The 22,217-nt window shown below is 62.7% G+C and carries 21 protein-coding genes and 1 riboswitch; of the genes, 8 read left to right on the top strand and 13 right to left on the bottom strand.

All coding sequences use genetic code 11. From position 1 onward, the window contains the following. Positions 1 to 44 precede the first annotated feature (44 nt). The 3 genes from JG739_RS01605 to JG739_RS01595 all read right to left on the bottom strand — a co-directional run bounded on the left by JG739_RS01605 (position 45) and on the right by JG739_RS01595 (position 3,321). A complete protein-coding gene (locus JG739_RS01605; RefSeq protein WP_202364952.1) occupies positions 45 to 1,208 on the bottom strand; it encodes an acyl-CoA dehydrogenase family protein in 1,164 nt (387 codons plus the stop codon). 4 nt (positions 1,209 to 1,212) lie between these two features. Further along, on the bottom strand, positions 1,213 to 2,286 hold the full coding sequence (locus tag JG739_RS01600) for a 3-hydroxyacyl-CoA dehydrogenase NAD-binding domain-containing protein (RefSeq protein ID WP_202364951.1): 1,074 nt from the start codon (positions 2,284 to 2,286) through the stop codon (positions 1,213 to 1,215). Between the two features lie 123 nt (positions 2,287 to 2,409). Further along, a complete protein-coding gene (locus tag JG739_RS01595) occupies positions 2,410 to 3,321 on the bottom strand; it encodes a 3-keto-5-aminohexanoate cleavage protein (protein ID WP_202364950.1) in 912 nt (303 codons plus the stop codon). Between the two features lie 130 nt (positions 3,322 to 3,451). On the opposite strand from JG739_RS01595, the gene JG739_RS01590 reads away from it, so the two are divergent. Beyond that, positions 3,452 to 4,432, top strand: coding sequence for a GlxA family transcriptional regulator (locus tag JG739_RS01590; RefSeq protein WP_202364949.1), 981 nt, complete (start codon positions 3,452 to 3,454; stop codon positions 4,430 to 4,432). 61 nt (positions 4,433 to 4,493) lie between these two features. Here JG739_RS01590 and JG739_RS01585 read toward each other — a convergent pair whose 3' ends face one another. Continuing rightward, complete coding sequence (locus JG739_RS01585) at positions 4,494 to 4,703, bottom strand: hypothetical protein (protein ID WP_202364948.1); 210 nt, start codon at positions 4,701 to 4,703, stop codon at positions 4,494 to 4,496. A gap of 185 nt (positions 4,704 to 4,888) precedes the next feature. After that, positions 4,889 to 6,214, bottom strand: coding sequence for a xylose isomerase (gene xylA / locus JG739_RS01580; RefSeq protein WP_202364947.1), 1,326 nt, complete (start codon positions 6,212 to 6,214; stop codon positions 4,889 to 4,891). A gap of 113 nt (positions 6,215 to 6,327) precedes the next feature. On the opposite strand from xylA, the gene JG739_RS01575 reads away from it, so the two are divergent. Beyond that, a complete protein-coding gene (locus JG739_RS01575; protein ID WP_202364946.1) occupies positions 6,328 to 6,690 on the top strand; it encodes a nuclear transport factor 2 family protein in 363 nt (120 codons plus the stop codon). Positions 6,691 to 6,899: 209 nt separating this feature from the next. Here JG739_RS01575 and xylB read toward each other — a convergent pair whose 3' ends face one another. Both xylB and JG739_RS01565 read right to left on the bottom strand, forming a co-directional pair. Beyond that, entirely contained in the window at positions 6,900 to 8,354 is a 1,455-nt protein-coding gene (gene xylB, locus JG739_RS01570; protein WP_202364945.1) for a xylulokinase, read from the bottom strand. A 178-nt stretch (positions 8,355 to 8,532) separates the two neighbouring features. Next, positions 8,533 to 9,156 carry a LysE family translocator gene (locus JG739_RS01565; RefSeq protein ID WP_202364944.1) on the bottom strand — a complete coding sequence of 208 codons (624 nt, stop codon included), beginning with the start codon at positions 9,154 to 9,156 and terminating at the stop codon, positions 8,533 to 8,535. A 188-nt stretch (positions 9,157 to 9,344) separates the two neighbouring features. On the opposite strand from JG739_RS01565, the gene JG739_RS01560 reads away from it, so the two are divergent. The 4 genes from JG739_RS01560 (at position 9,345) to JG739_RS01545 (ending at position 13,173) form a co-directional block, all read left to right on the top strand. Further along, entirely contained in the window at positions 9,345 to 10,112 is a 768-nt protein-coding gene (locus JG739_RS01560) for a L,D-transpeptidase (protein WP_202364943.1), read from the top strand. Positions 10,113 to 10,231: 119 nt separating this feature from the next. Beyond that, entirely contained in the window at positions 10,232 to 11,398 is a 1,167-nt protein-coding gene (locus JG739_RS01555; RefSeq protein ID WP_202364942.1) for a diphosphate--fructose-6-phosphate 1-phosphotransferase, read from the top strand. Between the two features lie 423 nt (positions 11,399 to 11,821). Beyond that, a complete protein-coding gene (locus JG739_RS01550; protein WP_202364941.1) occupies positions 11,822 to 12,430 on the top strand; it encodes a molybdopterin-dependent oxidoreductase in 609 nt (202 codons plus the stop codon). Then, on the top strand, positions 12,427 to 13,173 hold the full coding sequence (locus tag JG739_RS01545; RefSeq protein WP_202364940.1) for an FAD-binding oxidoreductase: 747 nt from the start codon (positions 12,427 to 12,429) through the stop codon (positions 13,171 to 13,173). The genes JG739_RS01550 and JG739_RS01545 overlap by 4 nt, the downstream gene beginning before the upstream one ends. 13 nt (positions 13,174 to 13,186) lie before the next feature. On the opposite strand, the gene JG739_RS01540 is transcribed toward JG739_RS01545, so the two are convergent. Together JG739_RS01540 and JG739_RS01535 are read right to left on the bottom strand one after the other, a co-directional pair. Next, positions 13,187 to 14,302 carry a hybrid-cluster NAD(P)-dependent oxidoreductase gene (locus JG739_RS01540; protein ID WP_202367297.1) on the bottom strand — a complete coding sequence of 372 codons (1,116 nt, stop codon included), beginning with the start codon at positions 14,300 to 14,302 and terminating at the stop codon, positions 13,187 to 13,189. Positions 14,303 to 14,325: 23 nt separating this feature from the next. After that, the gene (locus JG739_RS01535) at positions 14,326 to 15,573 is read right to left on the bottom strand and encodes an aromatic ring-hydroxylating oxygenase subunit alpha (protein WP_202364939.1); all 1,248 of its coding nucleotides are present in this window, start codon (positions 15,571 to 15,573) and stop codon (positions 14,326 to 14,328) included. Between the two features lie 113 nt (positions 15,574 to 15,686). Then, positions 15,687 to 15,889, bottom strand: a riboswitch (cobalamin riboswitch). Positions 15,890 to 16,396: 507 nt separating this feature from the next. Between JG739_RS01535 and JG739_RS01530 the strand changes: the two genes are divergently transcribed. Together JG739_RS01530 and JG739_RS01525 are read left to right on the top strand one after the other, a co-directional pair. Beyond that, positions 16,397 to 16,621 (top strand): DUF680 domain-containing protein, encoded by a 225-nt coding sequence (locus JG739_RS01530; protein ID WP_202364938.1) that lies wholly within the window; start codon positions 16,397 to 16,399, stop codon positions 16,619 to 16,621. Between the two features lie 127 nt (positions 16,622 to 16,748). Beyond that, positions 16,749 to 16,985 carry a DUF680 domain-containing protein gene (locus tag JG739_RS01525; RefSeq protein ID WP_202364937.1) on the top strand — a complete coding sequence of 79 codons (237 nt, stop codon included), beginning with the start codon at positions 16,749 to 16,751 and terminating at the stop codon, positions 16,983 to 16,985. Positions 16,986 to 17,076: 91 nt separating this feature from the next. Here JG739_RS01525 and JG739_RS01520 read toward each other — a convergent pair whose 3' ends face one another. Genes JG739_RS01520 through JG739_RS01505 form a run of 4 tightly spaced genes read right to left on the bottom strand, consistent with a single transcriptional unit; the run spans position 17,077 to position 22,053 of the window. Then, the gene (locus JG739_RS01520) at positions 17,077 to 18,189 is read right to left on the bottom strand and encodes an ABC transporter ATP-binding protein (protein WP_202364936.1); all 1,113 of its coding nucleotides are present in this window, start codon (positions 18,187 to 18,189) and stop codon (positions 17,077 to 17,079) included. Between the two features lie 25 nt (positions 18,190 to 18,214). Then, the gene (gene bglA / locus JG739_RS01515) at positions 18,215 to 19,879 is read right to left on the bottom strand and encodes a beta-galactosidase BglA (protein ID WP_202364935.1); all 1,665 of its coding nucleotides are present in this window, start codon (positions 19,877 to 19,879) and stop codon (positions 18,215 to 18,217) included. Positions 19,880 to 19,883: 4 nt separating this feature from the next. Beyond that, the gene (locus tag JG739_RS01510) at positions 19,884 to 21,038 is read right to left on the bottom strand and encodes a carbohydrate ABC transporter permease (protein WP_202364934.1); all 1,155 of its coding nucleotides are present in this window, start codon (positions 21,036 to 21,038) and stop codon (positions 19,884 to 19,886) included. 1 nt (position 21,039) lies between these two features. Continuing rightward, complete coding sequence (locus JG739_RS01505; RefSeq protein ID WP_202364933.1) at positions 21,040 to 22,053, bottom strand: carbohydrate ABC transporter permease; 1,014 nt, start codon at positions 22,051 to 22,053, stop codon at positions 21,040 to 21,042. Positions 22,054 to 22,217 lie beyond the last annotated feature (164 nt).

Raw genomic sequence — 22,217 nt, 5'->3', positions numbered from 1 at the left:
TGATCTTTACCCGAAAACCGGATTCCACTTTTCGGGATCATGCTCTAGCCTCCGAACGAGCGCAGCAGCGCCCGTGAAATAATGTGGCGCTGGATTTCCGACGTGCCTTCCCAGATGCGCTCGACGCGGGCGTCGCGCCAGATGCGCTCCAGCGGCAGATCGTCCATCAGCCCCATGCCGCCATGGATCTGGATCGCCTCGTCGGCGACGAAGGCAAGCATTTCGGTGGCCTTCAACTTGGCCATGGCCATGTCCTGGTCGGTGACGGTGCCCTGATCGTACTTCCAGCCGGCTTCGAACACCATCAGGTCGGCCGCCTTCAGTTCGGTCGCCATATCGGCAAGCTTGAATGAAACGCCCTGGAACTTGCCGATCTGCTGGCCGAACTGCTGACGCTGCGCGGCGTATTCGACGGCATGGCCAAGCGCCCGCTCGGCCCGGCCGAGACAGGTGGCGCCGACCTGCAGGCGGGTTGCGCCAAGCCATGAATTGGCGACCTCGAAACCCTTGTGGACCTCGCCGAGAACCTGGGCTCCGGGCAGCCGGCAATCGTCGAATTCGAGGATGGCATTGGTGTAGCCGCGGTGCGAGACGTTGCGGTAGCCGTCACGCACCGTAAAACCCTTGGTGCCCTTGTCGACGAAGAAGGCGGTGATCTTCTTGCGTTTTCCACGCGAAGTCTCTTCCTCTCCCGAGGCCATGAAGACGATGGCGAAATCGGCGAGGTCAGCATGGCTGATGAAGTGCTTGGTGCCGTTCAGCACCCAGTCGTCGCCGTCCTGCACTGCGGTCGCCTTCATGCCCCGCAGATCGGAGCCGGCACCAGGCTCGGTCATCGCCAGGCAATCCCACTTCTCGCCGCGAATGCAGGGATAAAGATATTTTTCGCGCTGCTCCGGGGTGCCGGCCAAGAGGATGTTGGAAGGCCGCGCCACGCAGGTCCAGTGCAGCGCGTAATTGGCGCGGCCGAGCTCTTTCTCGTAAAGCAGCCAGGTCACCGTATCGAGCCCGGCGCCGCCGACTTCCGCAGGCATGTTGGCGGCATAGAGCCCGGCTTCGATCGCCTTGGCCTTGATCTCCTCGATCAGTTCGCGGCGCAGCACGCCGGTGCGCTCGACCTCGCGCTCATGCGGGTAAAGCTCGTTCTCGACGAAGGCGCGCGTCGTCTCGACGATCAGTTTCTGTTCCTCGGAGAGGCCAAAATCCATGGTCTCAGCCTTTCTTCTTTTTCTTCGGCTTTTCGGCCTTGGCCTTCTCGGCCGCCTTGGAGGCGGTGGGCTTCTTCGCCGCAAGCCTGGCGAGCTGTTTGGTATAGTCCTTGTGCAAGGCTCCGGCGCCCCAGCCCTTGCCTTTGTTCTGCTTCGACAGTGCATCCATGATGGCGACCAGATTGTCGTCGCGGATCTTTTCGAGCTCGCGGATCGACAAGCCATCCGCCTGGTCGTCCGACTGCGTGGCGATCAGGTCGACCAGTTCGTCGTTGAACTCCGGCACATCCATCAGCTTGGTCCACGGCCATTTCAGGCACGGCCCGAACTGCGCCATGAAATGGCGCATGCCGGCCTCGCCGCCGGCGACGCGGTAGACCTGGAACATGCCCATCTGCGCCCAGCGCAGGCCGAAGCCATAGCGCATGATGTCGTCGAGTTCCTCGACCGTGCAGATGCCGTCCTTGATCAGCCACAGCGCCTCGCGCCATGCCGCTTCCAGCAGGCGGTCGCCGACGAACGCCTCAATCTCCTTGCGGATGACCACCGGCTTCATGCCGATCGAGGCGTACATCTCCTTGGCGACCTCGATCGCCTCGGGAAAGGTCTGCTCGCCGCCGACGATCTCGACCAGCGGCAGCAAATAGACCGGGTTGAACGGATGGCCGACGACCAGCCGCTCCGGATGCTTCTTCATCGCCACCTGCATGTCGGTCGGCTTGATGCCGGAGGTCGAGGAGCCGACGATGGCATTGGCCGGGGCATAGAGGTCGATCTCGGCCAGCACGCGGTGTTTCAGGTCGAGCCGTTCCGGCACGCTTTCCTGGATGAAATCGGCCTCGGCGACGGCGTCGGCAATGGTCTTGGCAAAGGTCAATTTGCCTTCTTTTGGCAGGCCGTCGGGCAGCATCTGCTTGTAGGCGCGGCGCGCGCCTTTCATCACTTCGCCGACCTTGCGCGCGGCTTCGGGGTCGGGATCGAAAATCGACACGTCGATGCCGTTCAAGAGCAGCCGCGCCACCCAGCCGGCGCCGATGACGCCGCCGCCGATTGCAGCTGCCTTGGTGATGATGCTCATGCGGAGGCTCCGGTTCTTGTCCTGGCTGTTGCTGGGTCGGTGACGTAATTGTCGCGTTCGCCGTCCTTCATTGCGGTGAATTTCACGGTCTTCATCGGCGGCTCCCCCCTGCCGAACCCCTTGTCAAAGCGGCGCGCGCTTCGTCAAATTGAGCTTCTTGCGCACTTCATCGGGGCCGATGACCCTAGCGCCCATGTTCGAAACGATGCTGACCGCCCGCTCGACCAGCTGCGCATTGGTTGCCAGCACGCCCTTGTCGAGCCAGAGATTGTCCTCGAGCCCGACGCGGACATTGCCGCCGGCCAGCACCGCGGCGGCGGCGTAGGCCATCTGGTTGCGGCCGATAGAAAACGCCGACCAATTCCAGCTCGACGGCACGTTGTTGACCATCGCCATGAAAGTGTTGAGATCGTCCGGCGCGCCCCATGGCACGCCCATGCACAATTGCACGAGAGCATCCGGGTCCAGCACCTTTTCCTCGACCAGTTGCTTGGCAAACCAGAGATGGCCGGTGTCGAAGGCCTCGATCTCCGGCTTGACGCCAAGCGCCGTCATCATGCCGCCCATGGCGCGCAGCATGCCCGGCGTGTTGGTCATGACATAGTCGGCTTCGGCGAAATTCATGGTGCCGCAGTCGAGCGTGCATATCTCCGGCAGGCACTGGCGCACATGCTCCACGCGGTTGCTGGCGCCACCCATATCGGTGGCTTTCTCGTTCAGCGGCAGCGGGTTTTCCGGCGAGCCGAACACCATGTCGCCGCCCATGCCGGCGGTCAGGTTCAGCACCACATCGACGTCTGCCGCGCGGATGCGCTCGGTCACTTCGCGATAAAGCTGCACGTCGCGGCGCGGCTTGCCGGTTTCGGGGTCGCGCACATGGCAGTGGACGATCGCCGCACCCGCCTTTGCCGCGTCGATGGCCGAATCGGCGATCTGCTTGGGCGAACGCGGCACATGCGGGCTGCGGTCTTGCGAACTGCCGGACCCGGTTATGGCACAGGTAATGAAAACCTCACGGTTCATCGCAAGCGGCATCGGCTCTCTCCCAATCAGCACAGACGGTCCCGATCAAACAAACATAAGGCCAATCAAACATGGGCCAAATCGACCAGACGGCTACAATGCCTGACTTGCCGGAAACTGTTTTGCACTTTACGAAGCGCGTATGATGAAAAACGAAAAGCCGTCGATCTTTCGCGCCGAACGATTGCCGCTCAAGGTGACGCTGCTGGTGTTTTCCGGGTCGTCGATCATGTGTGTGGCCTCGGCCGTCGATCCGCTGCGCGCCGCCAACCGTATTGCCGGCGAGACGCTGTTCGATTTCAGGCTGGTTTCGGTGACCGGCGAAGCGCCGGTCACCACATGCGGCCTGCCGGTTGCTGTCAGCGGCCGCTTCGATGCGGCGGATACGACAGATGTGCTTGTCGTCGTCGCCGGTTTCGGCACGCAGAACTATGCCACATCGGCCCTGCTTGCCGGCCTGCGCCGCGCGGCGCGCGCTGCACGCGCCTGCGGCGGTGTCGAAGCCGGCACATGGCTGGTTGCCCGCGCCGGCTTGCTGGAAGGGCGCAGCGCCACCACCCATTGGGAGGACATGGAGGATTTTTCGTCGGCCTTTCCCGGCGTCGATGTCCGCCCCGACCGCTACGTCATCGACGGGCCGGTCTTCACGTCCGGTGGCGCTTCGCCGACCTTCGACCTGATGCTGCATCTGATCCGCACGCGGCTCGGCATGGCCGTCGCGCTCGATGTGGCAAGCGTCTTCATCTACGACCAGACACGCGCCGCGACCGACGCGCAGCCTTTGGTCTCGCTTGGCCGCCTCGACGGCTACGATCCGCGGCTGGCGCAAGCCATCCGGCTGATGGAAACCCATGTCGACCAGCCCTTGACCATTGCCGCGGTGGCAAAGCGCGCCGGGGTGACGGCACGAACGCTGGAAAGCATCTTTCGCAAGTCGATCGGCGAGACGCCGGGCGCCTATTATCTCAGGCTGCGGCTGGGTGCCGCGCGCCGGCTGGTGGTCGACACGCGCGTGGCCATGGCCGATATCGCCGGGCGAACGGGGTTCTCGTCCGCCGCGGCATTTTCCAGGGCCTTTTCAAGAGCGTTCGGCGAAGCGCCGGTCAGGCTGCGCAGGAGATAATGCATGTCGCCCAAAAGTGCGTAGCGGTTTTGGGGTAACGACATGCATGGACCAAGGTGGTTCAGGCAGCGTCCCGGCGGTCGCTTTTGCCGTCGATCTGCGAGCGCATCTGTCTCGCAAGGTGGGTCTCGAAGCGGCTGGCGACCGCGCGATCCCATTCATTTGCACTGCGCGCGCCATCCTTCGGATGCGGCAGCGCCATAAGCCGGTCGATGATCGATCCGGCCTCGCCAGATGAGAGCAGGGCGTCGATTTCGCGTTCGTGCTGCATATCGTTTCGCCTCCTTCTTTCTGTTTCCGCCACAAAACACATATACGAGATTCGTGACGGCTGTTTGAAGGCAAGAGCGAGGCGATTGAGGGGCGGTGCGAGGCAAAACCTTGTCGTCGGTTCCGCCCTCGCGCAAAGCTGTTCCGGGCCGGCGGGTCGGTCAACAGACCCGCCGGTGCGGCACCTCAGACATACCGGTTGACGATATTCTCGAGCAGTTCCTGGCGGCCGGATCTCGGCTGCGGCTCGATCTTCTCCTTGACGACGCGCTCGGTGATCTCCTCCAGCGTACGCTTGCCGGCAAGCATCGCCTTGGCCTCGGCCGAATTCCAGCCGGCATAGCGCTCGGCCAGCGGTTCCGACAACGCCTTGTCCTCCACCATTTTGGCGGCGGCCTTGAGGCCGCGCGCGCAGCAATCCATGCCGCCGATATGGCCAATCAAAAGGTCCTGCGGATCGAGCGACTGGCGCCTAAGCTTGGCGTCGAAATTGGTGCCGCCGGACTTGAAGCCACCGGCCTGCAGCACCTGATAGTAGGCCAGCGCCATCTCCGGCACATTGTTGGGGAACTGGTCGGTGTCCCAGCCCGACTGGTAGTCGTTGCGGTTCATGTCGATCGAGCCGAAAATGCCGAGCGCATTGGCCAGCGCCAGTTCATGCTCGAAGGAATGGCCGGCCAGGATCGCGTGGCCCTGCTCGATGTTGAGCTTGACCTCCTTCTCCAGCCCAAAGCGTTTCAGGAAGCCGTACACGGTGGCGACGTCATAGTCGTACTGGTGCTTGGTCGGCTCCTGCGGCTTCGGCTCGATCAGGATGGTGCCCGTGAAGCCAATCCGGTGCTTGTAGTCGACGACCAGGCTGAGGAAACGGCCGGCCTGTTCCTGTTCGCGGGCAAGGTCGGTGTTGAGCAGCGTCTCGTAGCCCTCGCGGCCGCCCCACAGCACATAGTTCTCGCCGTTCAGCCGCTTGGTGACGTCGATGCAGTGCTTCACCGTCGCCGCCGCATAGGCAAAGACATCCGGGTCGGGATTGGTGGCGGCTCCCGCCATGAAGCGGCGATTGGAGAACAGGTTGGCCGTGCCCCAAAGCAGCTTGACGCCGGTCTGCTTCATCTTCGCCGCAAAATAATCTGATATCTCGTCGAGGCGCGCTGCACTTTCGGAAAAATCTTTTCCTTCCGGCCGCACATCGGCATCGTGGAAGCAGAAGTAGGGTGCGCCGAGCAGCGCAAACATGTCGAAGGCGACATCGGCCTTGAGCTTGGCCAGTGCCATCGTGTCGACCCCGCCAGCCTTGGCAAACCACGGCCGCTCGAAAGTCTGGCCGCCGAACGGATCGCCGCCCGGCCAGGCGAACGAATGCCAGTAGGCGACGGCAAAGCGCAGATGGTCTTCCAGCCGCTTGCCGGCAACAATTTCATCGGGATTGTAGAACCGGTAGGCCAGCGGATTGGTCGAATCCGGCCCCTCATATTTGATCTTCTGGATGTCGCCGAAAAATCCGCTGGTCATGATTGTCTCTCCTCTCGCATGGATCGGTCCTGATTACCTCAGGCGTAATTGGTTTCGCGCTGGCGCTGGATGAAAAGGGTCATGTCAAAGCCAATCAACAACGGAGACAGACCATGACCGACCTCAACACGATCGCCGAAAACTACATCACCGCCTGGAACGAAAGCGACGCCGCGCGCCGGCAAGCCTTGCTCAAGGCGGCGTTCACCGAGGATGTCAGCTACCGCGATCCGATCATGCAGGGCGACGGCCATGACGGCGTCGCCGCGCTCATCGATGGTGTCCAAAAACGTTTTGCCGGCTTCCGGTTCTCGCTGAAGGGCAAGCCGGACGGGTTTGGCGACACGATCCGCTTCTCGTGGAATCTCGGGCCGGACGGCACTGATTCTGTCATCGAAGGCACCGACATCGGCGTCATCGAGAATGGCCGCCTGAAAAGCGTCATCGGCTTTCTTGACAAAGTCCCGGCACAGTGAGGAAACATCGGCAGAGTGGGAGCCAAGCACCCCCCTCTGCCCTGCCGGGCATCTCCCCCTCAAGGGGGGAGATTGGCTGGCTTTACCGCCTTCGCCAATCACCACCCCTGCAAGATCGGCATAGCCGTCGACGCTGCCGATCTCCTCCTTTGCGGGGGAGATGCCAAGTTTTGGCCAAGAGGGCAGGCCAGAGGGGGGTAAGCCTTGGCTCATGCGGTCGCCGCCTTGATAGCCGGGTATAGCAAGCGGTAGCGCTGATAGGCATCCGCATAGGCGTCGCTTAGCGCGGCGACCGGTTCGATGGTGGCATCGGTGGCCGGCGCCGTGCACACCCTGAGCGGATCGGCACCCGTCGCCGCGATCAGGCCAAGTCTGGCTGCACCGAAGGCGGCGCCGAAATCGCCGTCGGCGGGAATGTCGACGGGCAGGCCGAGCGCGGTGGCGATTGCCTTCAGCCAGTAATGCGAGCGCGAGCCGCCGCCGATCGCCGTCGCCCGCGTCAGCGTCGTGCCGGCCTTGGCCAGGGCTTCGAGACCGTCACGGAAGGCGAAAGCCACGCCCTCCAGCACTGCCTGGGTCAACACGGCGCGGCTCGATTCATGCGCAAGCCCGGTAAACGAGCCGCGAATGGCCGAATCATTGTGCGGCGTGCGCTCGCCGGAGAGATAGGGCAGGAACGACACGCCGGTCGGCGCCTTCAGCGTATCGCCGAGTTCGGCGGTCAGCTCGCCGGCGCCTTTCCCAGAAATCTCCGACAGCCAGTTGAGCGAATCGGTTGCCGACAGGATGACGCCCATCTGGTGCCAGGTGTCGGGCAGCGCGTGGCAGAATGTGTGCACCGCACTTTCCGGGTTGGGCAGATAGGACGCATTGGCGGCAAACAGCACGCCTGACGTGCCAAGCGAGACAAAGGCCTGGCCGGCGGCAACGGTGCCCATGCCGCAAGCCGATGCCGCATTGTCGCCGGCGCCACCGGCGATCGGGATGCCCGCCTGCATCCCCCATTTCGAGGCCAGTTCGCTGCGCAAGGCGCCGGCCTTCTCGGTTCCTTCGACCAGTGACGGCATCTGCCCTTCATCGAGCGACGTCGCGGAAAGCAGGTCGTTTGACCAGTCTCGCTTGCCGACATCCAGCCACGACGTGCCTGCCGAGTCCGACATCTCAGAAATATGCTCGCCGGAAAGCCAGAGCCGCAGGAAATCCTTCGGCAGCAGGACTTTTGCCACCTTGGCGAAAATATCCGGCTCGTTGTTTTTCACCCAGACGAGTTTTGGCGCGGTGAAACCGGGGAAGACGATGTTGCCGGTCAGCTTGCGAAAACGCGGATCGGCGTCGAGCTTGGCCGCTTCGGCATGGCTGCGCGTGTCGTTCCACAGGATGCAGGGGCGTAGCACCTGGTCGCCGGCATCGAGCAATGTAGCGCCATGCATCTGGCCGGAGAGGCCGATGCCTTTGACGGCGGCGAGCTGTTCTGGATGAGAACCCTTGAGCTCGGCGATCGCTTCCTCGCAGGCGCGGATCCAGTCGGCGGGGTTCTGCTCCGACCAGCCGGGGTGCGGCCGCGACACGTCGAGTGACGCGTGGCCGGAGCCGATGATGCTCTGCCCAGCATCGATCAACAGCGCCTTGACGCCCGACGTGCCCAGATCGAGGCCGAGATACATGGTGTCCTCCCATTGCCATTAATTTTTTCGGATCTCGAAAAAATATGATTTGGCAGTTTTTAAGACAAGATCCGTCTTCGGTCAATTCTCCGACAAATCGGCAGCCCGCCGCGAGTTACCGTGGCAATTACGAGATAGACAGCGTGGCTCGAGTCCCATTGCTACGCCGCCGACATCCTCAATTGCCCGAGCGCATCGCTACCGTGGCGATGCCGGCGCCGACCAGCAGCGTGCCGCCGGTGCGGTTGAAGATGCGGATCGCCTTCGGGTTGCGAACGACGTTGCTTGCCCTTGCGGCGATCAGCGCGTAACCGAAGGCATTGGCGAAGGCGAGCGCCAGGAAGGTCACCTCGAAGATCAGCATCTGCGTCCAGAAATCGGCGTGCCGGTCGAGGAACTGCGGCAGGAAGGCGACGAAGAAGGTGATGCTTTTCGGGTTGAGCGCGGTGACCAGCCAGGCATGCGCCATCATCTTGGCTGAGGACACGGCGTCTAGGCGCGGCTCGGCCTTGAGCGTGCCGCCGGCGCGAAACAGCTTTATGCCGAGATAGATCAAATAGCCGGCGCCGATCACCTTCAGCACCGAGAACACGGTGGCCGACGCCGCCAGCAGCGCGCCGATGCCCAGCATCGACAGCGTCATCGCCGTAAAATCGCCAAACGCCACGCCGACCGCCATTGGCAGCGCCGTGCGCCAGCCCTGGCCGAGCGCATAGGACACGACCAGAAGGATTGTCGGGCCGGGAATGACAAGAAGGATCGTCGAGGCGGCGGCAAAAGCGGCCCAGTTTTCGAAGGACATGTTCGTCTCCTTGAGCTCAAAGAAGAGGATAAATCCTTGGGCTCGCAAAGATGTAAAGGGGCAAAAATCGAAAATGCCCCTGGTTAACATTGGGCAACGGTTCTTCACGCTTTTTCAACCATGATTGGTGAAAATGCGCTCTATCCGGCCGGACCGTGTTTCCCGCCGACAGCGTAGGGTTTGGGTAGATGCGTGAGTTGCCGCAAGGTCTGACGCCGCCGTGCGACGGCGACGAAATCGAAATTTCCGAAATCCAGCTTTCCCGCCGCACGGTGTTGTCCGGCGCCGGTGCGCTGGCGCTGCTCGGCGTCGCCGGCTGCAGCCAGACGCTCGACCTGTCGGCGCTGCAACTCGACGGGGTCACAACCGGCGCGATCACACCTGTCCGCCCGAGCATCAGCGTCGACAAGAACATCACCAGCCCTGGCGTGATGTATGCCTCCGTTACCGACGGCGGCTTCACGCTGCCGGAAGTGCCCTACCTCAAGATCAAGCCGGAGTTCCGCCGCCAGATCGTCGTCGACCCGACCGGCGAGCAGCCGGGCACCATCGTCGTCCATTCGCAGGAGCGGCTGCTCTACCTGGTGCAGCCCGGCGGTGACGCGATCCGCTACGGCGTCGGCATCGGCAAGGAGGGCTTCCGCTGGTCCGGCCGCGCCAACATCCAGTACGGCAAGGAATGGCCGACGTGGAGGCCGCCGGCCGAGATGATCGCCCGCAAGCCGGAACTGGTGAAATGGCAGGCCGGGCAGCCCGGCGGCCTCGACAACCCGCTCGGCGCGCGTGCGCTGTACATCTACCAGAACGGCCAGGACACCGGCTACCGCATCCACGGTTCGCCCGAATGGTGGAGCATCGGCCAGGCGATGTCGTCGGGCTGCGTTCGCCTGATCAATCAGGACATCATCGACCTCTACAGCCGCGTCTCCAGGAAGAACCCGGTCGTCGTCGTCTGACCCTCCCGGTCATCGTCTGATCTCGAGGCGGTTGGCGCGGCCGCTCGACTCTTCCGTTGCGCGATCTCGCAAGACAGGCGAATGTGCCTTGCAAAGCCACTGCTCGGGAGACGTGAAGCATGTCCGGAACTTTTGTCATCGCGCAAGGCGGCGGTCCGACCGCCGTCATCAACCAGACGGTGGTCGGCGCCACGCTCGAGATCCGCAGGCGGCATCCCGGCGCCAAGGTTTTGGGCTCCATCCATGGCGTGCGCGGCATCCGCGACGGCAACTATGTCGATCTTTCGGCTATCCCCGAGGACCGGTTGCGGTTGATTGCGGCGACGCCGAGCGCCGCGCTTGGCTCGACGCGCGACAAGCCGGACGAGGCCTATTGCGAGGTCATCCTCAACGGACTTAAGAAGGCGAGCGCCGATGCCTTCATCTACATCGGCGGCAACGACACGTCCGGCACGCAGCAGATCCTGACCGACGCCGCCGGTGGCAAGATGGCTTTCGTCCATGCGCCGAAAACCATCGACAACGATCTCGAGGAGAACGACCACACGCCGGGCTTCATTTCGGCAGCCGAGTTCGTCGCCGGCGCCTTTCTCTCGGTCGACCTCGACTTCCGTGCTCTGCCGGGCATCTATGTCGGTATCGTCATGGGCCGGCACGCCGGTTTCCTCACCGCCGCCGCCGCCGCATGGCAGCTTGATCCCGACAGCGGCCCGCATCTCCTCTATGTGCCGGAGCGTCCGTTCTCGGCTGCGGCCTTCATCGACGACGTGCGCGCCAGGCTCGATCGTCACAAGCGCTGCATCGTCGCAGTCTCCGAAGGCGTCAGCACCGCCGACGGCAAGGCGCTGGTCGAAAGTCTCGTGCCGCCGGACAAGCTGGAGCGCGATGCGCATGGCAACGTCAAGCTGTCGGGCAGCGACCTGCCGGCCGCCCTCGAACGCGCGCTGGCCGAAGGATTGCCGGGCAAGCGGGCGCGGGTCGACGCGCTCGGCTACATGCCGCGCGGTTATGTCGGCGCCATCAACCCCGTCGATGCGCAGGAAGCTTTCGATGCCGGCGTCTTTGCGGTCGCTGTCGCCGAACAAGGCGGCGGCTCGGTGGCGCTGCAATATGACGGTGAGAAAACCGTGCTGAACAAGGTGCCGCTGAAAAACGTCGCAGGCAAGACCCGCCACATGCCCGACGATTTCATGCTGCCGGATGCCAACCAGCTCTCCGACGCAGGAATGGCCTATCTGAAGCGGCTGGTTCCCGAAAAGTACAAGGTCGGAAAGCCGTTCGTCTGAGCCGGCTTTCTGGCGGTGCTTGGTTGGTTCAGCAAAACTGCGGTCGACGGTGAGATTAGTCAAAGTTGCAAGATGATCGCTTCAGGTCGGCGTCGCCCTGCCGGGCACTTCTCCCCGTATAGGGACCGTACCTATACGGGGAGAAGGTGCCGGCAGGCGGATGAGGGGCAGCGTCGGCATCGACAATTGGCCAGTTGACCGATTGGCGCGCACGAAATCAGCACGAACGGCTCGGTCAGCATCGTCCTTGACAGGTGATATCTGGGCGGCCGCCACCCTCTCTGAACTGAATCTTCGTAAGCTTCCCCAACGCTCCCTCGTCTTGTGGACTCTGCGGTTGCCAAGATTCTGGTTGCCCGCGCGGGCGTCTTCGAGAAAACTGACAACGGTCGATTGGACCTTTGCTCAAAACGGATTGTCCCGATGGTCACCCGCGGCTTCTCCGGGCGAAAGCCCCCCACCGACACGGATGCGCGTATCCCGCCGGGGCAGTATCTCGAGCAAGGGTTTCCGGTGCTGTCGGCCGGGCCGACGCCGCGTGTGCGCACCGAGGACTGGTCGTTCACGCTCAAGCACGGACCGCGGCCGATCAAGACGTGGAACTGGACAGAGTTCAACGCGCTGCCTTTGACCAAGATGACGCGCGACATCCATTGTGTCACCGCGTGGACCAAGTTCGACACGGCGTGGCAAGGTGTGCTGGTCGACGATATTCTGGCGGATGCCGGCATCGAGCCACCGACGGCCTTCACACTTGCGCTGTCCTTCGACGGCTATACCACCAACGTGCCGACGCAGGATCTCACTGCCGGCAAGGCGATGGTGGCGCTGCTTTACGAGGGCAAGCCGATCACGCCGGACCATGGCGGCCCGGCGCGGCTGCTGGTTCCGCATCTCTATTTTTGGAAGTCGGCCAAATGGCTGAATGGGCTGCAGTTCACCGAGCGCGACGAGCCGGGCTTCTGGGAACTGCGCGGCTATCACATCTATGGCGACCCGTGGCGCGAGCAGCGCTATACGGGCGATCCATGAGCGACGGGCCGGCGGCGCAGTCGCCCTGGCAGACGGTGACCATCGCCCGCATCGAAAAGCGCACGCCGCGCGTCACCAGCTTTTTCCTCCAGCCGTCGCGGCCCTTCGCCTATCGTGCCGGGCAGCATGTCGATGTCAGGCTGACGGCGCCGGACGGCTATCAGGCGCGCCGCTCCTACTCAATCGCCTCGGCGCCGGAAGCCGGCGAGACGATCGAACTGGCAATCGAAAGGCTCGATGACGGCGAGGTCTCACCGTTCTTTCACGATATCGCGGCGGTTGGCGACGAGGTCGAGTTGCGCGGACCGCTTGGCGGCCACTTCGTCTGGTCCGACAGCGACGGCGGCCCGCTTCTGCTGGTCGGCGGCGGGTCCGGCGTGGTGCCGCTGATGGCGATGATCCGCCATCGTGCCGCGCGCAGATCGGCGGTGCCCGCGGCACTGGTGTTTTCCGCGCGGGTCTGGGACGAGGTGATCTTTCGCGACGAGCTGATCGACCTCCACAATCGCCGGGACGGCTTCGATCTGGTGTTGGCGCTGACCCGCGAGCCGGCCCGGCGCCCGGCGGACTATTCGCGGCGGGTCGATGCCGCGATGATGGAGCAATCGATGTTGCGGCTGCCCGCGCCGCCAAGGTTCGCCTTTGTCTGCGGCTCGAATGCCTTCGTGTCGGCCGCCGCCCAGGCGCTGATCGATGCCGGCGTTCCGGCAGGCCTCATCCGCACCGAACGTTACGGGGTTTAAGCGCCCCCACCTGTCAGACCTCAATTTCGAGCGCCGACAGCGGCCTTGAACAGCAGGCGAGAATAAAACCGTCGTCGATCTCGTGATCGAGGATGCCGCCATTGTGGCTCATCTCGACTGTGCCCGAGATCTTTTTCACCTTGCAGGTTCCGCACAGGCCGAACTCGCAGGCTGCAGGAATTCGTACGCCCGAAGCGCGCGCCGTCTGCAGCACGGTCTGGCCGGCAACGCAGTCGGCATCGACATCCGAAAGCGAAAAGCGGATCGGCGTTGCGGCCTCGACAGGTACCTCGATCCCGCCCCCTGCCGGCCCACCTTCTGCCGGCGAACCGAACGGGGCCGGTATTTCCTCCACCCTTGGGGCCGCAAAGCTTTCCTGATGATAGTTGGCCATGTCGAAGCCGGCCCCCTCCAGCATCTGCCGCACGGCGCGCATGAACGGGTCGGGGCCGCAGCAGAAAATTTCGCGCTCGCGAAAATCGGGTGCCAGCAGCGGCAGCCGTATCGCGTCGATCCGGCCCATATGGCCGAACCAGCCCTCACGGCTGGACCGCTCCTCGATCATGAAACCGAGCGTCAGGCCAGGCATGCGGCTGCCGAGCAGCTCGAGCTCCTTGCGGAAGATGATCTCCTCGGGCTTTCGTGCACAGTTGACGAAGCCGACATCGGTCCATGGCGCGCAGTCGTTTAGCCAGCGCAGCATCGACATCATCGGCGTCACGCCGGAACCGGCCGAAATGAACAGATACTTGGCGGCGGGATGGCTGTGCAGCGAAAAGTCGCCCGCCGGCCCATAGGCCTTCACGTGAACGCCGGGCTTCAGATTGTCGAACATCCAGCGTGTGCCGAAGCTGCCGGCCTGCGCTTTCACCGTCACCGCGATCGAGAACGGCCGCGACGGTGAGGACGACAGCGTATAGGTCCGCATCAACGGGCCATCGGTGGTCGGCAGTTCCAGCGTCACGAACTGCCCCGGTCTGTAACGGAACCATGTCTGGTTGTCAGAGCGGAAGGTGAAGGTCTTCACCTCAGGCGCCTCGTCGCTGACGCCGATGACTTCCAGCACCTGGAGCCTGTCGTTCCAGGGCGCCATGTCGTCGAGATGTCGGTAGAGCCCAAGGTCCGTCATCGCATTCATCCCGTTGATCCCGCTCAGGCGACGCTGCGCAACGCCGGACGGCCGTCCTCGGCAAGGCGCGGCCCGATGAAGGAGGCGTACCATTCGACGAACTGGATGACGCCGCCCTCATGCAGTTCCGAATAGGGGCCGGGCTCGTAGGCCGGCGACAGTATGCCGAAGGCGTTTTCCTCGACGATGCGACGGTCCTGGTCGTTGGTCTCGGTCCAGACATGGGTAAGCTCGGCGAGGTCGTAATCGACGCCCTCGACCGCGTCCTTGTGGACGAGCCATTTGGTGGTGACGGCCGTTTCCGTGGCGCTGATCGGCAGCACGCGGAAGGTGACGGCATGATCGCCGAGGACATGGTTCCAGGTCGTCGGATAGTGATAGAGCAGCAGCGAGCCGATACGGTCGGTCGAAACGCTGTCGGAAAGGTGCTTCTTCACCGCGCGTCTTCCCGTCATCGTATAGCTGACGGCGTCGCGCAGCAGCGGTGCGCGGGTGGCGCGATACTGCCCGGCCGGATCGATGCGGAACTTGCTCGGCAGGCCTGCCGCCTCGCATTTCGCCCAGTGCGCGAGCATTTCCGGATCGCTGTCGGCACCCTGCACCCCGGTCACGGTCGGCGCTTCCGGGAATGTCTTGCAGAGTTCCGGATGGTTGCCGGCGCAATGGTAGCACTCGCGGTTGTTCTCCCAGACGAGCTTCCAGTTGCCCTTCTCGACGATGGTCGATTCGAAGGCGATTTTTGCCTCGCGCAGCCGGTGGGGCAGGAGGTAAGGCTCGATCATGGCGCGCATTGGCGCGAAGTCCGCCGGCTCGTTGGCCAGGCAGATGAAGATATAGCCGCCGACGCTTTCGCAAGCCACCGGCTTCAGACTGAACTGGCTCTTGTCGAAGCCGTCTGCCATCTGGCGAGCAAACAAGAGACGGCCGTCCAGCTCGTAGGTCCACTGGTGATACGGGCAGACGAGCTTCGCCGCAGTGCCCTTGTCGGCATTGCAGACACGGCTGCCGCGATGCCGGCAGGAATTGTGGAAGGCATTGACCTTGCCTTGCTGGTCGCGGACCAGCACGAGCGGATAGTCGCCGATCTGGGCGGTGATGTAGCTGCCAGGTTTCGGCAACTCGCAATCGTGGCCGATGAACAGCCAGTCGCGATACCAGATCAGCTCCATGTCGAGCTTGAAGAAATCTGGATCGGTGTAGAAGGGCTGCTCAAGCGAATAGCCTTGCCTGCGGCCGTGCAAGAGCCTCAGCATGTCGTTGCGCGCGTCCATGTCCTGTCCTCGTGTAAGGACTGAACTGGTGGTGATGGAGGGAGGACCGCTTGCACGCCGGCGACAGGGCCGGACATGCATCATCCACCTCTTGACCGCCCACCGCGATCAGTCGAGTCTAAAAATCTCGGGCTGGTTTCCGGGCTCTGGAGTGTCCTTGCGGACCCATCGCGACACCTTCCCAGGCTTGTGGCCCAGTGGTCTCCCGTTGCGACTTGAACTCCACCACCGTTGCGGGGGCAGCGCCGGGTTCTGACCGGCTTCCCAATTCTCCGCTTCGTCGTCACCAAGCGGCACCTGAGATGGCGCGATCTAATCATGCCGGCCGGCTGACTGTCGGCATGAAAGCGACATCGTATCCATGCGGCGCGACACCGCCGGCGAAACCTACAGGTTTATACCTGCAGGGCTGAAACCTCACTTTTGTCGGCAGCCATTGTCGGCTGCCGTGACATCCAATCCGAGCCGCGGCGGAAACCAGGAAGGTTAACAGTTTATAAAAGTGACTGTTAGCCGCTTCTAAAATCGAACCGAACGGTTCGTTTCTGTTGACAATGCGTGCAGCACGCCGTGAACGCAGGTCCGCCAATCCGTCAAATCATGAACGGCTAATTTGGCATAAGCGATTGAAAATAAGATATAAAATCAATTCGGGGATGTCTCTGGTACAATTTCAAGGTGTAGATTCTTGGTCCACACGGAACAACTTCGTGATTGGAATCCGCCGAATGGCCTTCCCACGTTGGGGCTGTCCGAACAACGCGCGTCCTCCCAAGACACGCCGCTAGACGGACGGAAAACTAAGATACTGGAGTACCAAAAAATGAAAAAGATCGCTCTCGCTGCCGTCGCCGCTCTGGCCATCACCGGCAGCGCCTTTGCCGGCAGCGACCATTATGGGTCAGACGGCCTCAACCAGCCGGCCGCTGCGGTCGACAGCGACTCGTATACGGCTTCGACTCGGAATTCGGCTTCGGCGCAGAACCCGGTTCCGGCTGACGAGAAGCCCGTTCACGGCAGCGACCGTAACCTGTTCGGCAACAACTAACAGTTCGTCCAGGCAATGATCCCGAAAATGGAACGCGGTTTTCGAACAAAGAGCATGGTCAAACAAACAGCTGCGGCGGCATTTGCCCGCCGCGCTGGTGGAATCAAGAAAATCCAGGAGTTTTGAAATGAAGAAGATCGTTCTTGTCGCCGCCGCTTTTTTGATTGCTGCCGGCAGCGCCTATGCCCGCAACGACAACGTTGGCGGAACCGACATCAACAAGCAGGCGACCGTCAACGTCGACAACACGCAGACGTCTTCGGTGCGCAATACCGGCTCGCCGGTCTACAAGCTGCTCAACTCGTCGGGCGACGTACAGAAGTCCGCCCCGCAGGGCGGCGACCGGAACCTGTTCGGCCGCTGACAGCGACCGGAACGAACAAGAGCGGCGGGCTTGCCCGCTGCTCTTGTTTGAGGGCTCGCCAAAAAAACTTTCATCAGTTCGGCCGCCGCTCTCAGGCTGCCTTTGCTTCCGCTTTGTGGAGCGTGAATGAATGTCCGTCGGCGTCGAAAATATGCAGGTCGCCGGCATCGGCATTCAACCGCAGCGCGGCACCCCGCTTGACCTCGACATTGCCTGGCAGCTTGGTCACCAGCGGCAGGTCGGCGCGGCCGATGTCGACATAGACGAGCTGGACCTCGCCGAGCTGCTCGACATAGTCCACCGTTCCCTCGAAAAGATAATCTGCGCCGGTGGCGATCATCAGATCCTCCGGCCGCACGCCGAAGCTCACCGAAGCGCCCGTCGCCGAGGCTGGCGTGGCGATCGGCACCGTCGCCTTGCGGCCGCCGACATGGCTGACGATGGTCGGGTCGCCTGATTTGTCGATCGTCGCCGGCAGGATGTTCATGGCCGGCGAGCCGATGAATTGGGCGACGAACAGATTGCCGGGTCTCTTGTAGAGCTCCATCGGCGTGCCGACCTGCTCGATATGGCCCTCCTTGAGCACCACGATGCGGTCGGCCAGCGTCATCGCCTCGACCTGGTCGTGGGTGACGTAGATCATCGTCGTAGCAGGCATCGATTCCTTGAGCTTGGCGATCTCGATGCGGGTGGCGACGCGCAGGGCCGCGTCGAGATTCGACAGCGGCTCGTCGAACAGGAAAACTTTCGGGTTGCGTACGATTGCGCGGCCGATGGCGACGCGCTGGCGCTGGCCGCCCGACATCGCCTTGGGCAGGCGGTCGAGATATTTGGTCAGCTGCAGGATTTCCGCCGCCTGGCGCACCCGCTTGTCGATCTCGGCCTTGCTCTCCTTGCCGATTTTCATCGAGAAAGCCATGTTGTCGTAGACGGTCATGTGAGGATAGAGCGCATAGGACTGGAACACCATGGCGATGCCGCGCTTCGACGGCGGCACGTCGTTGACCACCTCGCCATCGATCTTGAGCTCGCCGGAGGTGATTTCCTCAAGCCCGGCGATCGACCGCAGCAAGGTCGACTTGCCACAGCCAGAAGGGCCGACGAAGACGATGAACTCGCCCGACTTTATGTCGAGGTCGATGCCGTGGAGAATGTTGAGATTGCCGTATGATTTCTTCACTTGCCTTAGCGTGACATCGGCCATGGGTTCCCTCCAGTGAATTGCCAATTCAATCGATACGACCGAACCAGGCGCCGTAGCCGCCGAGGCGGATAGAGCCGGCGTCAGTCTGTCCCGAAAACCCGTGCCCCGGCAAGGGCTGCAGCGAGCGTCCGCCGAGATTGACTTTGGCCGGTCGGCTGCCGAGATTGAAGGCGCAGACGATCTGCTCATTGCCCTCGCGGCGCGTGAAGGCGACCGTATCGCCCTGGCTTTCGATGAACTCGATGTCGCCCTTGGCCAGCGCCGGATGCAGACGGCGGAAAGCGAGAAAGCGCCGGTAGTGTTCGAGCAGCGAGCTGTCGTCGCCCTGCTGCACATCGACCGCCTGCGAAAGGTGCTTGGCGGGCACGGGAAGCCAGGGCTTTGCCGTGGAGAAGCCGCCATTGCTGTCGGCGCCATTCCAGACCATCGGCGTGCGGCAGCCGTCGCGGCCCTTGAATTCCGGCCAGAACCGGATGCCGTAGGGGTCCTGCAGGTCCTCGAATTGCAATTCCGCTTCGCCAAGACCGAGCTCCTCGCCCTGATAGATGCAGACCGAGCCGCGCAGCGACATCAGCAGCGCCGAGATCACCTTGAGATAAGCGGTCTGGTCGGCCTCGCCGGCTGCCCAGCGCGAGGCAGTGCGCATCACGTCGTGGTTGCAGAAGGCCCAGCACGACCAGCCGTCGCTGGCGACCTCGCCAAAGGCTTCCAGCACCGAACGCACCTTTGCCGCGCTGATCTTTTCGGGCGCCAGGAAGTCGAATGAATAGCACATGTGGACGCGCTTGCTGCCGGCGGTATAGGCCGCCACCACCTCCAGTCCGCGCTGCGAATCGCCGACTTCGCCGACCGCCGCCGTCGCCGGATATTCGTCGAGCAGAGCGCGGAAGCGTTCGAGGAAGCCGAGGTTCTCGGGGCGGCTCTTGTCGTAGAGATGGTCCTGGTAGTTGTAGGGGTTGACGGAAGGAGCGGTCTGGTCGTTGCGCTGTTCGGGCGGCAGCGGCGGATTGTCCTCGAGGCCCTGGCTGTGGAAGTAGAAATTGATGGTGTCGAGGCGGAAACCGTCGACGCCGCGCTCCAGCCAGAAGCGGGTGACATCGAGCAGCGCGTCCTGGACCGCGCGGCTATGGAAGTTGAGATCGGGCTGCTCGGCCAGGAAATTATGCAGGTAATATTGCTGGCGGCTGGTGTCCCACTGCCAGGCCGAGCCGCCGAAGATCGACAGCCAGTTGTTGGGCGGCGTGCCGTCGGGCTTGGCGTCGGCCCAGACATACCAGTCCGACTTGGGATTGGTGCGGCTCGAGCGGCTTTCCCTGAACCACGGATGGACATCGGCGGTATGCGACAGCACCTCGTCGATCATCACCTTGAGCCCGAGCCTGTGCGCCTCGGCGGTCAGGGCGTCGAAATCGGCAAGCGTCCCGAACATCGGATCGACGTCGCAATAGTCGGACACGTCGTAGCCGAAATCCTTCATCGGCGACTTGAAGAACGGCGAGATCCAGATGGCATCGACCCCGAGCGCCGCGATATAGGGCAGCCTGCCGATGATGCCCCTGAGGTCGCCGATGCCGTCGCCATCCGAGTCCTGATAGCTGCGCGGATAGATCTGGTAGATCACGGCACCTCGCCACCAGTCGCGGTTGACGGCGGTGTCGGGGCTCAACGTCGCTTTCACAGCGGATTGCATGATCTCAACCTCCCTTCACCGAGCCGGCGAGCAGCCCGCGGACGAAATAGCGCTGCAGCGAGAAGAACACGATCAGCGGCACGACAATGGTGATGAAGGCCGATGTCGTCAGGATCTCCCAGTCGCCGCCGCGCGAGCCGAGCAGCGCGTTGAGCTTGGCGGTCAGCACGATCTGGTCGCCCTCGGTGCCGAGGAAAACCATCGCGACCAAAAGGTCGTTCCACACCCACAGGAACTGGAAGATGGCGAAGGAGGCAAGCACCGGGAACGACAGCGGCAGCACGATCTTGACGAAGATCTCGAAATCGCTGGCGCCGTCGATGCGCGCCGATTCCATGATTTCGCGCGGCAGGCCGGCAATGTAGCTTCTCAGCAGATAGATGGCGAAGGGCAGGCCGAAGCCGGTATGTGCCAGCCAGATGCCGAGATAGGTTTTCGACGGCACGCCGAAGAAGCTGCCGACGCCGTTGTAGAGTTTCAGCAGCGGGATCAGCGACATCTGCAGCGGCACGACCAAGAGCCCGATGATCACCGCGATGAGCAACGCCCGGCCGGGAAAGCGCATCCAGGCCAGCGCATAGGCGGCGAACGCCGCGATCAGGATCGGGATGACCGTCGCCGGAATGGTGACGGTCAGCGAATTCATGAAGGAGCGGCCGATGCCCTCCGAAAACAGCACCGTATTGTAATTGTCCGTGGTGAATTTCGGTGGTGCCGACGAGGCGTAGTAGACGCGCTGCCCACGCTCGCCCTCGAACGGCTTGGTCGAGGTCATGATGAAGCTGCCATCGGCGTTGAGCTGCAAGGTTTCGCCGTCGCCGAGATCGGCCGTCGTGCCGGCGGGGTATTGCGTCGGCGCCGACGACTTGACGCCAAAGGCGCTGATGTCGCGGGCCGGATCGTCGCCGAAGATGTTGCCCTCGAGGACGAACTTACCGTCCTTCTCGACTTGCGCCGAGGCGGGTGGCAGCCGGCCCGCTTCCGTCTGGGTGGAACTGGCGAACGAGTTCCACCAGCCCGAGGCGATGATCTGGTCCTTGTCGCGCAGCGACGAGACGAGAATGCCGAGCGTCGGGATCGTCCAGATCGCGACGAAGATGAAGACCGCGATATGGACGCCGAAACGGCTGGCAAAGGACTTTCCGGTCGCCACAGCCATCTCAATGTCCTCCCGTCTCTTTGTTGGCCTGGCGGATGTTCCAGATCATGATCGGAATGACCGCGATCATGATGATGATGGCGATGGTGGCGCCGCGGCCAAAATCGCCGCCGCCGCGGAACATCCAGTCGAACATCAGATTGGCCAGCACCTGGCTGTTCCATTGGCCGTTGGTCATCGTCAGCACGATGTCGAACACCTTCAGCACCAGGATGGTGATGGTGGTCCAGACGACGGCAATCGTGCCCCAGATCTGCGGCACCATGATCTTCCAGAAGATCTGGAACGGATTGGCGCCGTCGATGACGGCCGCCTCTAACGTCTCCTCGGGAATACCTCGCAAGGCAGAGGACAGGATGACCATGGCAAAGCCGGTCTGGATCCAGATCAGGATGATCATCAGGAAGAAATTGTTCCAGAACGGCAGCGATATCCAGACCTGCGGCTGGCCGCCGAAATACTGGATGATGGCGTTGAGCAGGCCGATCTGCGTCTGGCCGGCGCCCCGATACTCGTAGATGAATTTCCAGATGACGCTGGCGCCGACGAAGGAGATGGCCAGCGGCAGGAAGATCAGGCTCTTGGCGATGGTGCCCCACCAGATCTTGTCGGTGAGGACGGCGATGATCAGCCCGAGGAATGTGCAAGCGGCCGGCACCACCGCCAGCCAGATGATGTTGTTGAAGATGGCGTTGCGGAACTCGCGATCACCGAACGCCCATTCATAGTTGGCGAGGCCGACGAAATTGTTGCCGCCGCGATCGAGGAACGACAGCCTGAGCGTCTCCACCACCGGGTAGATCAGGTAGATGGTGAGGATGATCATGGCCGGGCCGACGAACAGCCACGGCCGGATCATCCCCTGCCGGCGCAGATTGTCGATGGCCGCAGCACCAGCGACGCCGCGCGACGGAAAGATGATGTCCACCAGTTTGTTGGCGCCCCAGAAATAGGCGACGCAGCCGCCGACGCCGACGACGATGACAAATATGGCCGAGAAAATTTGAGCCGCCACGGGTCCCTCCCTCTGCGCATGTTTCTCCCGTCGAGCATGCTTTTGGCGACGCGAACATGGGCCGATTCAGTTATTTGGAACGCGACCGGATGCAGGGCAGGGTTTGCTCTTGCTGGTCGCGCGTCATGCCGGAATGTGCTCATAAAAAATTGCTGCGGCGTGGG

The organism is Mesorhizobium sp. L-2-11, from assembly GCF_016756595.1.
Taxonomy (GTDB): Bacteria; Pseudomonadota; Alphaproteobacteria; order Rhizobiales; family Rhizobiaceae; genus Mesorhizobium.
Note: the sequence above shows the minus strand (reverse complement) of the source record. Positions and strands in the feature narration are given on the sequence as shown.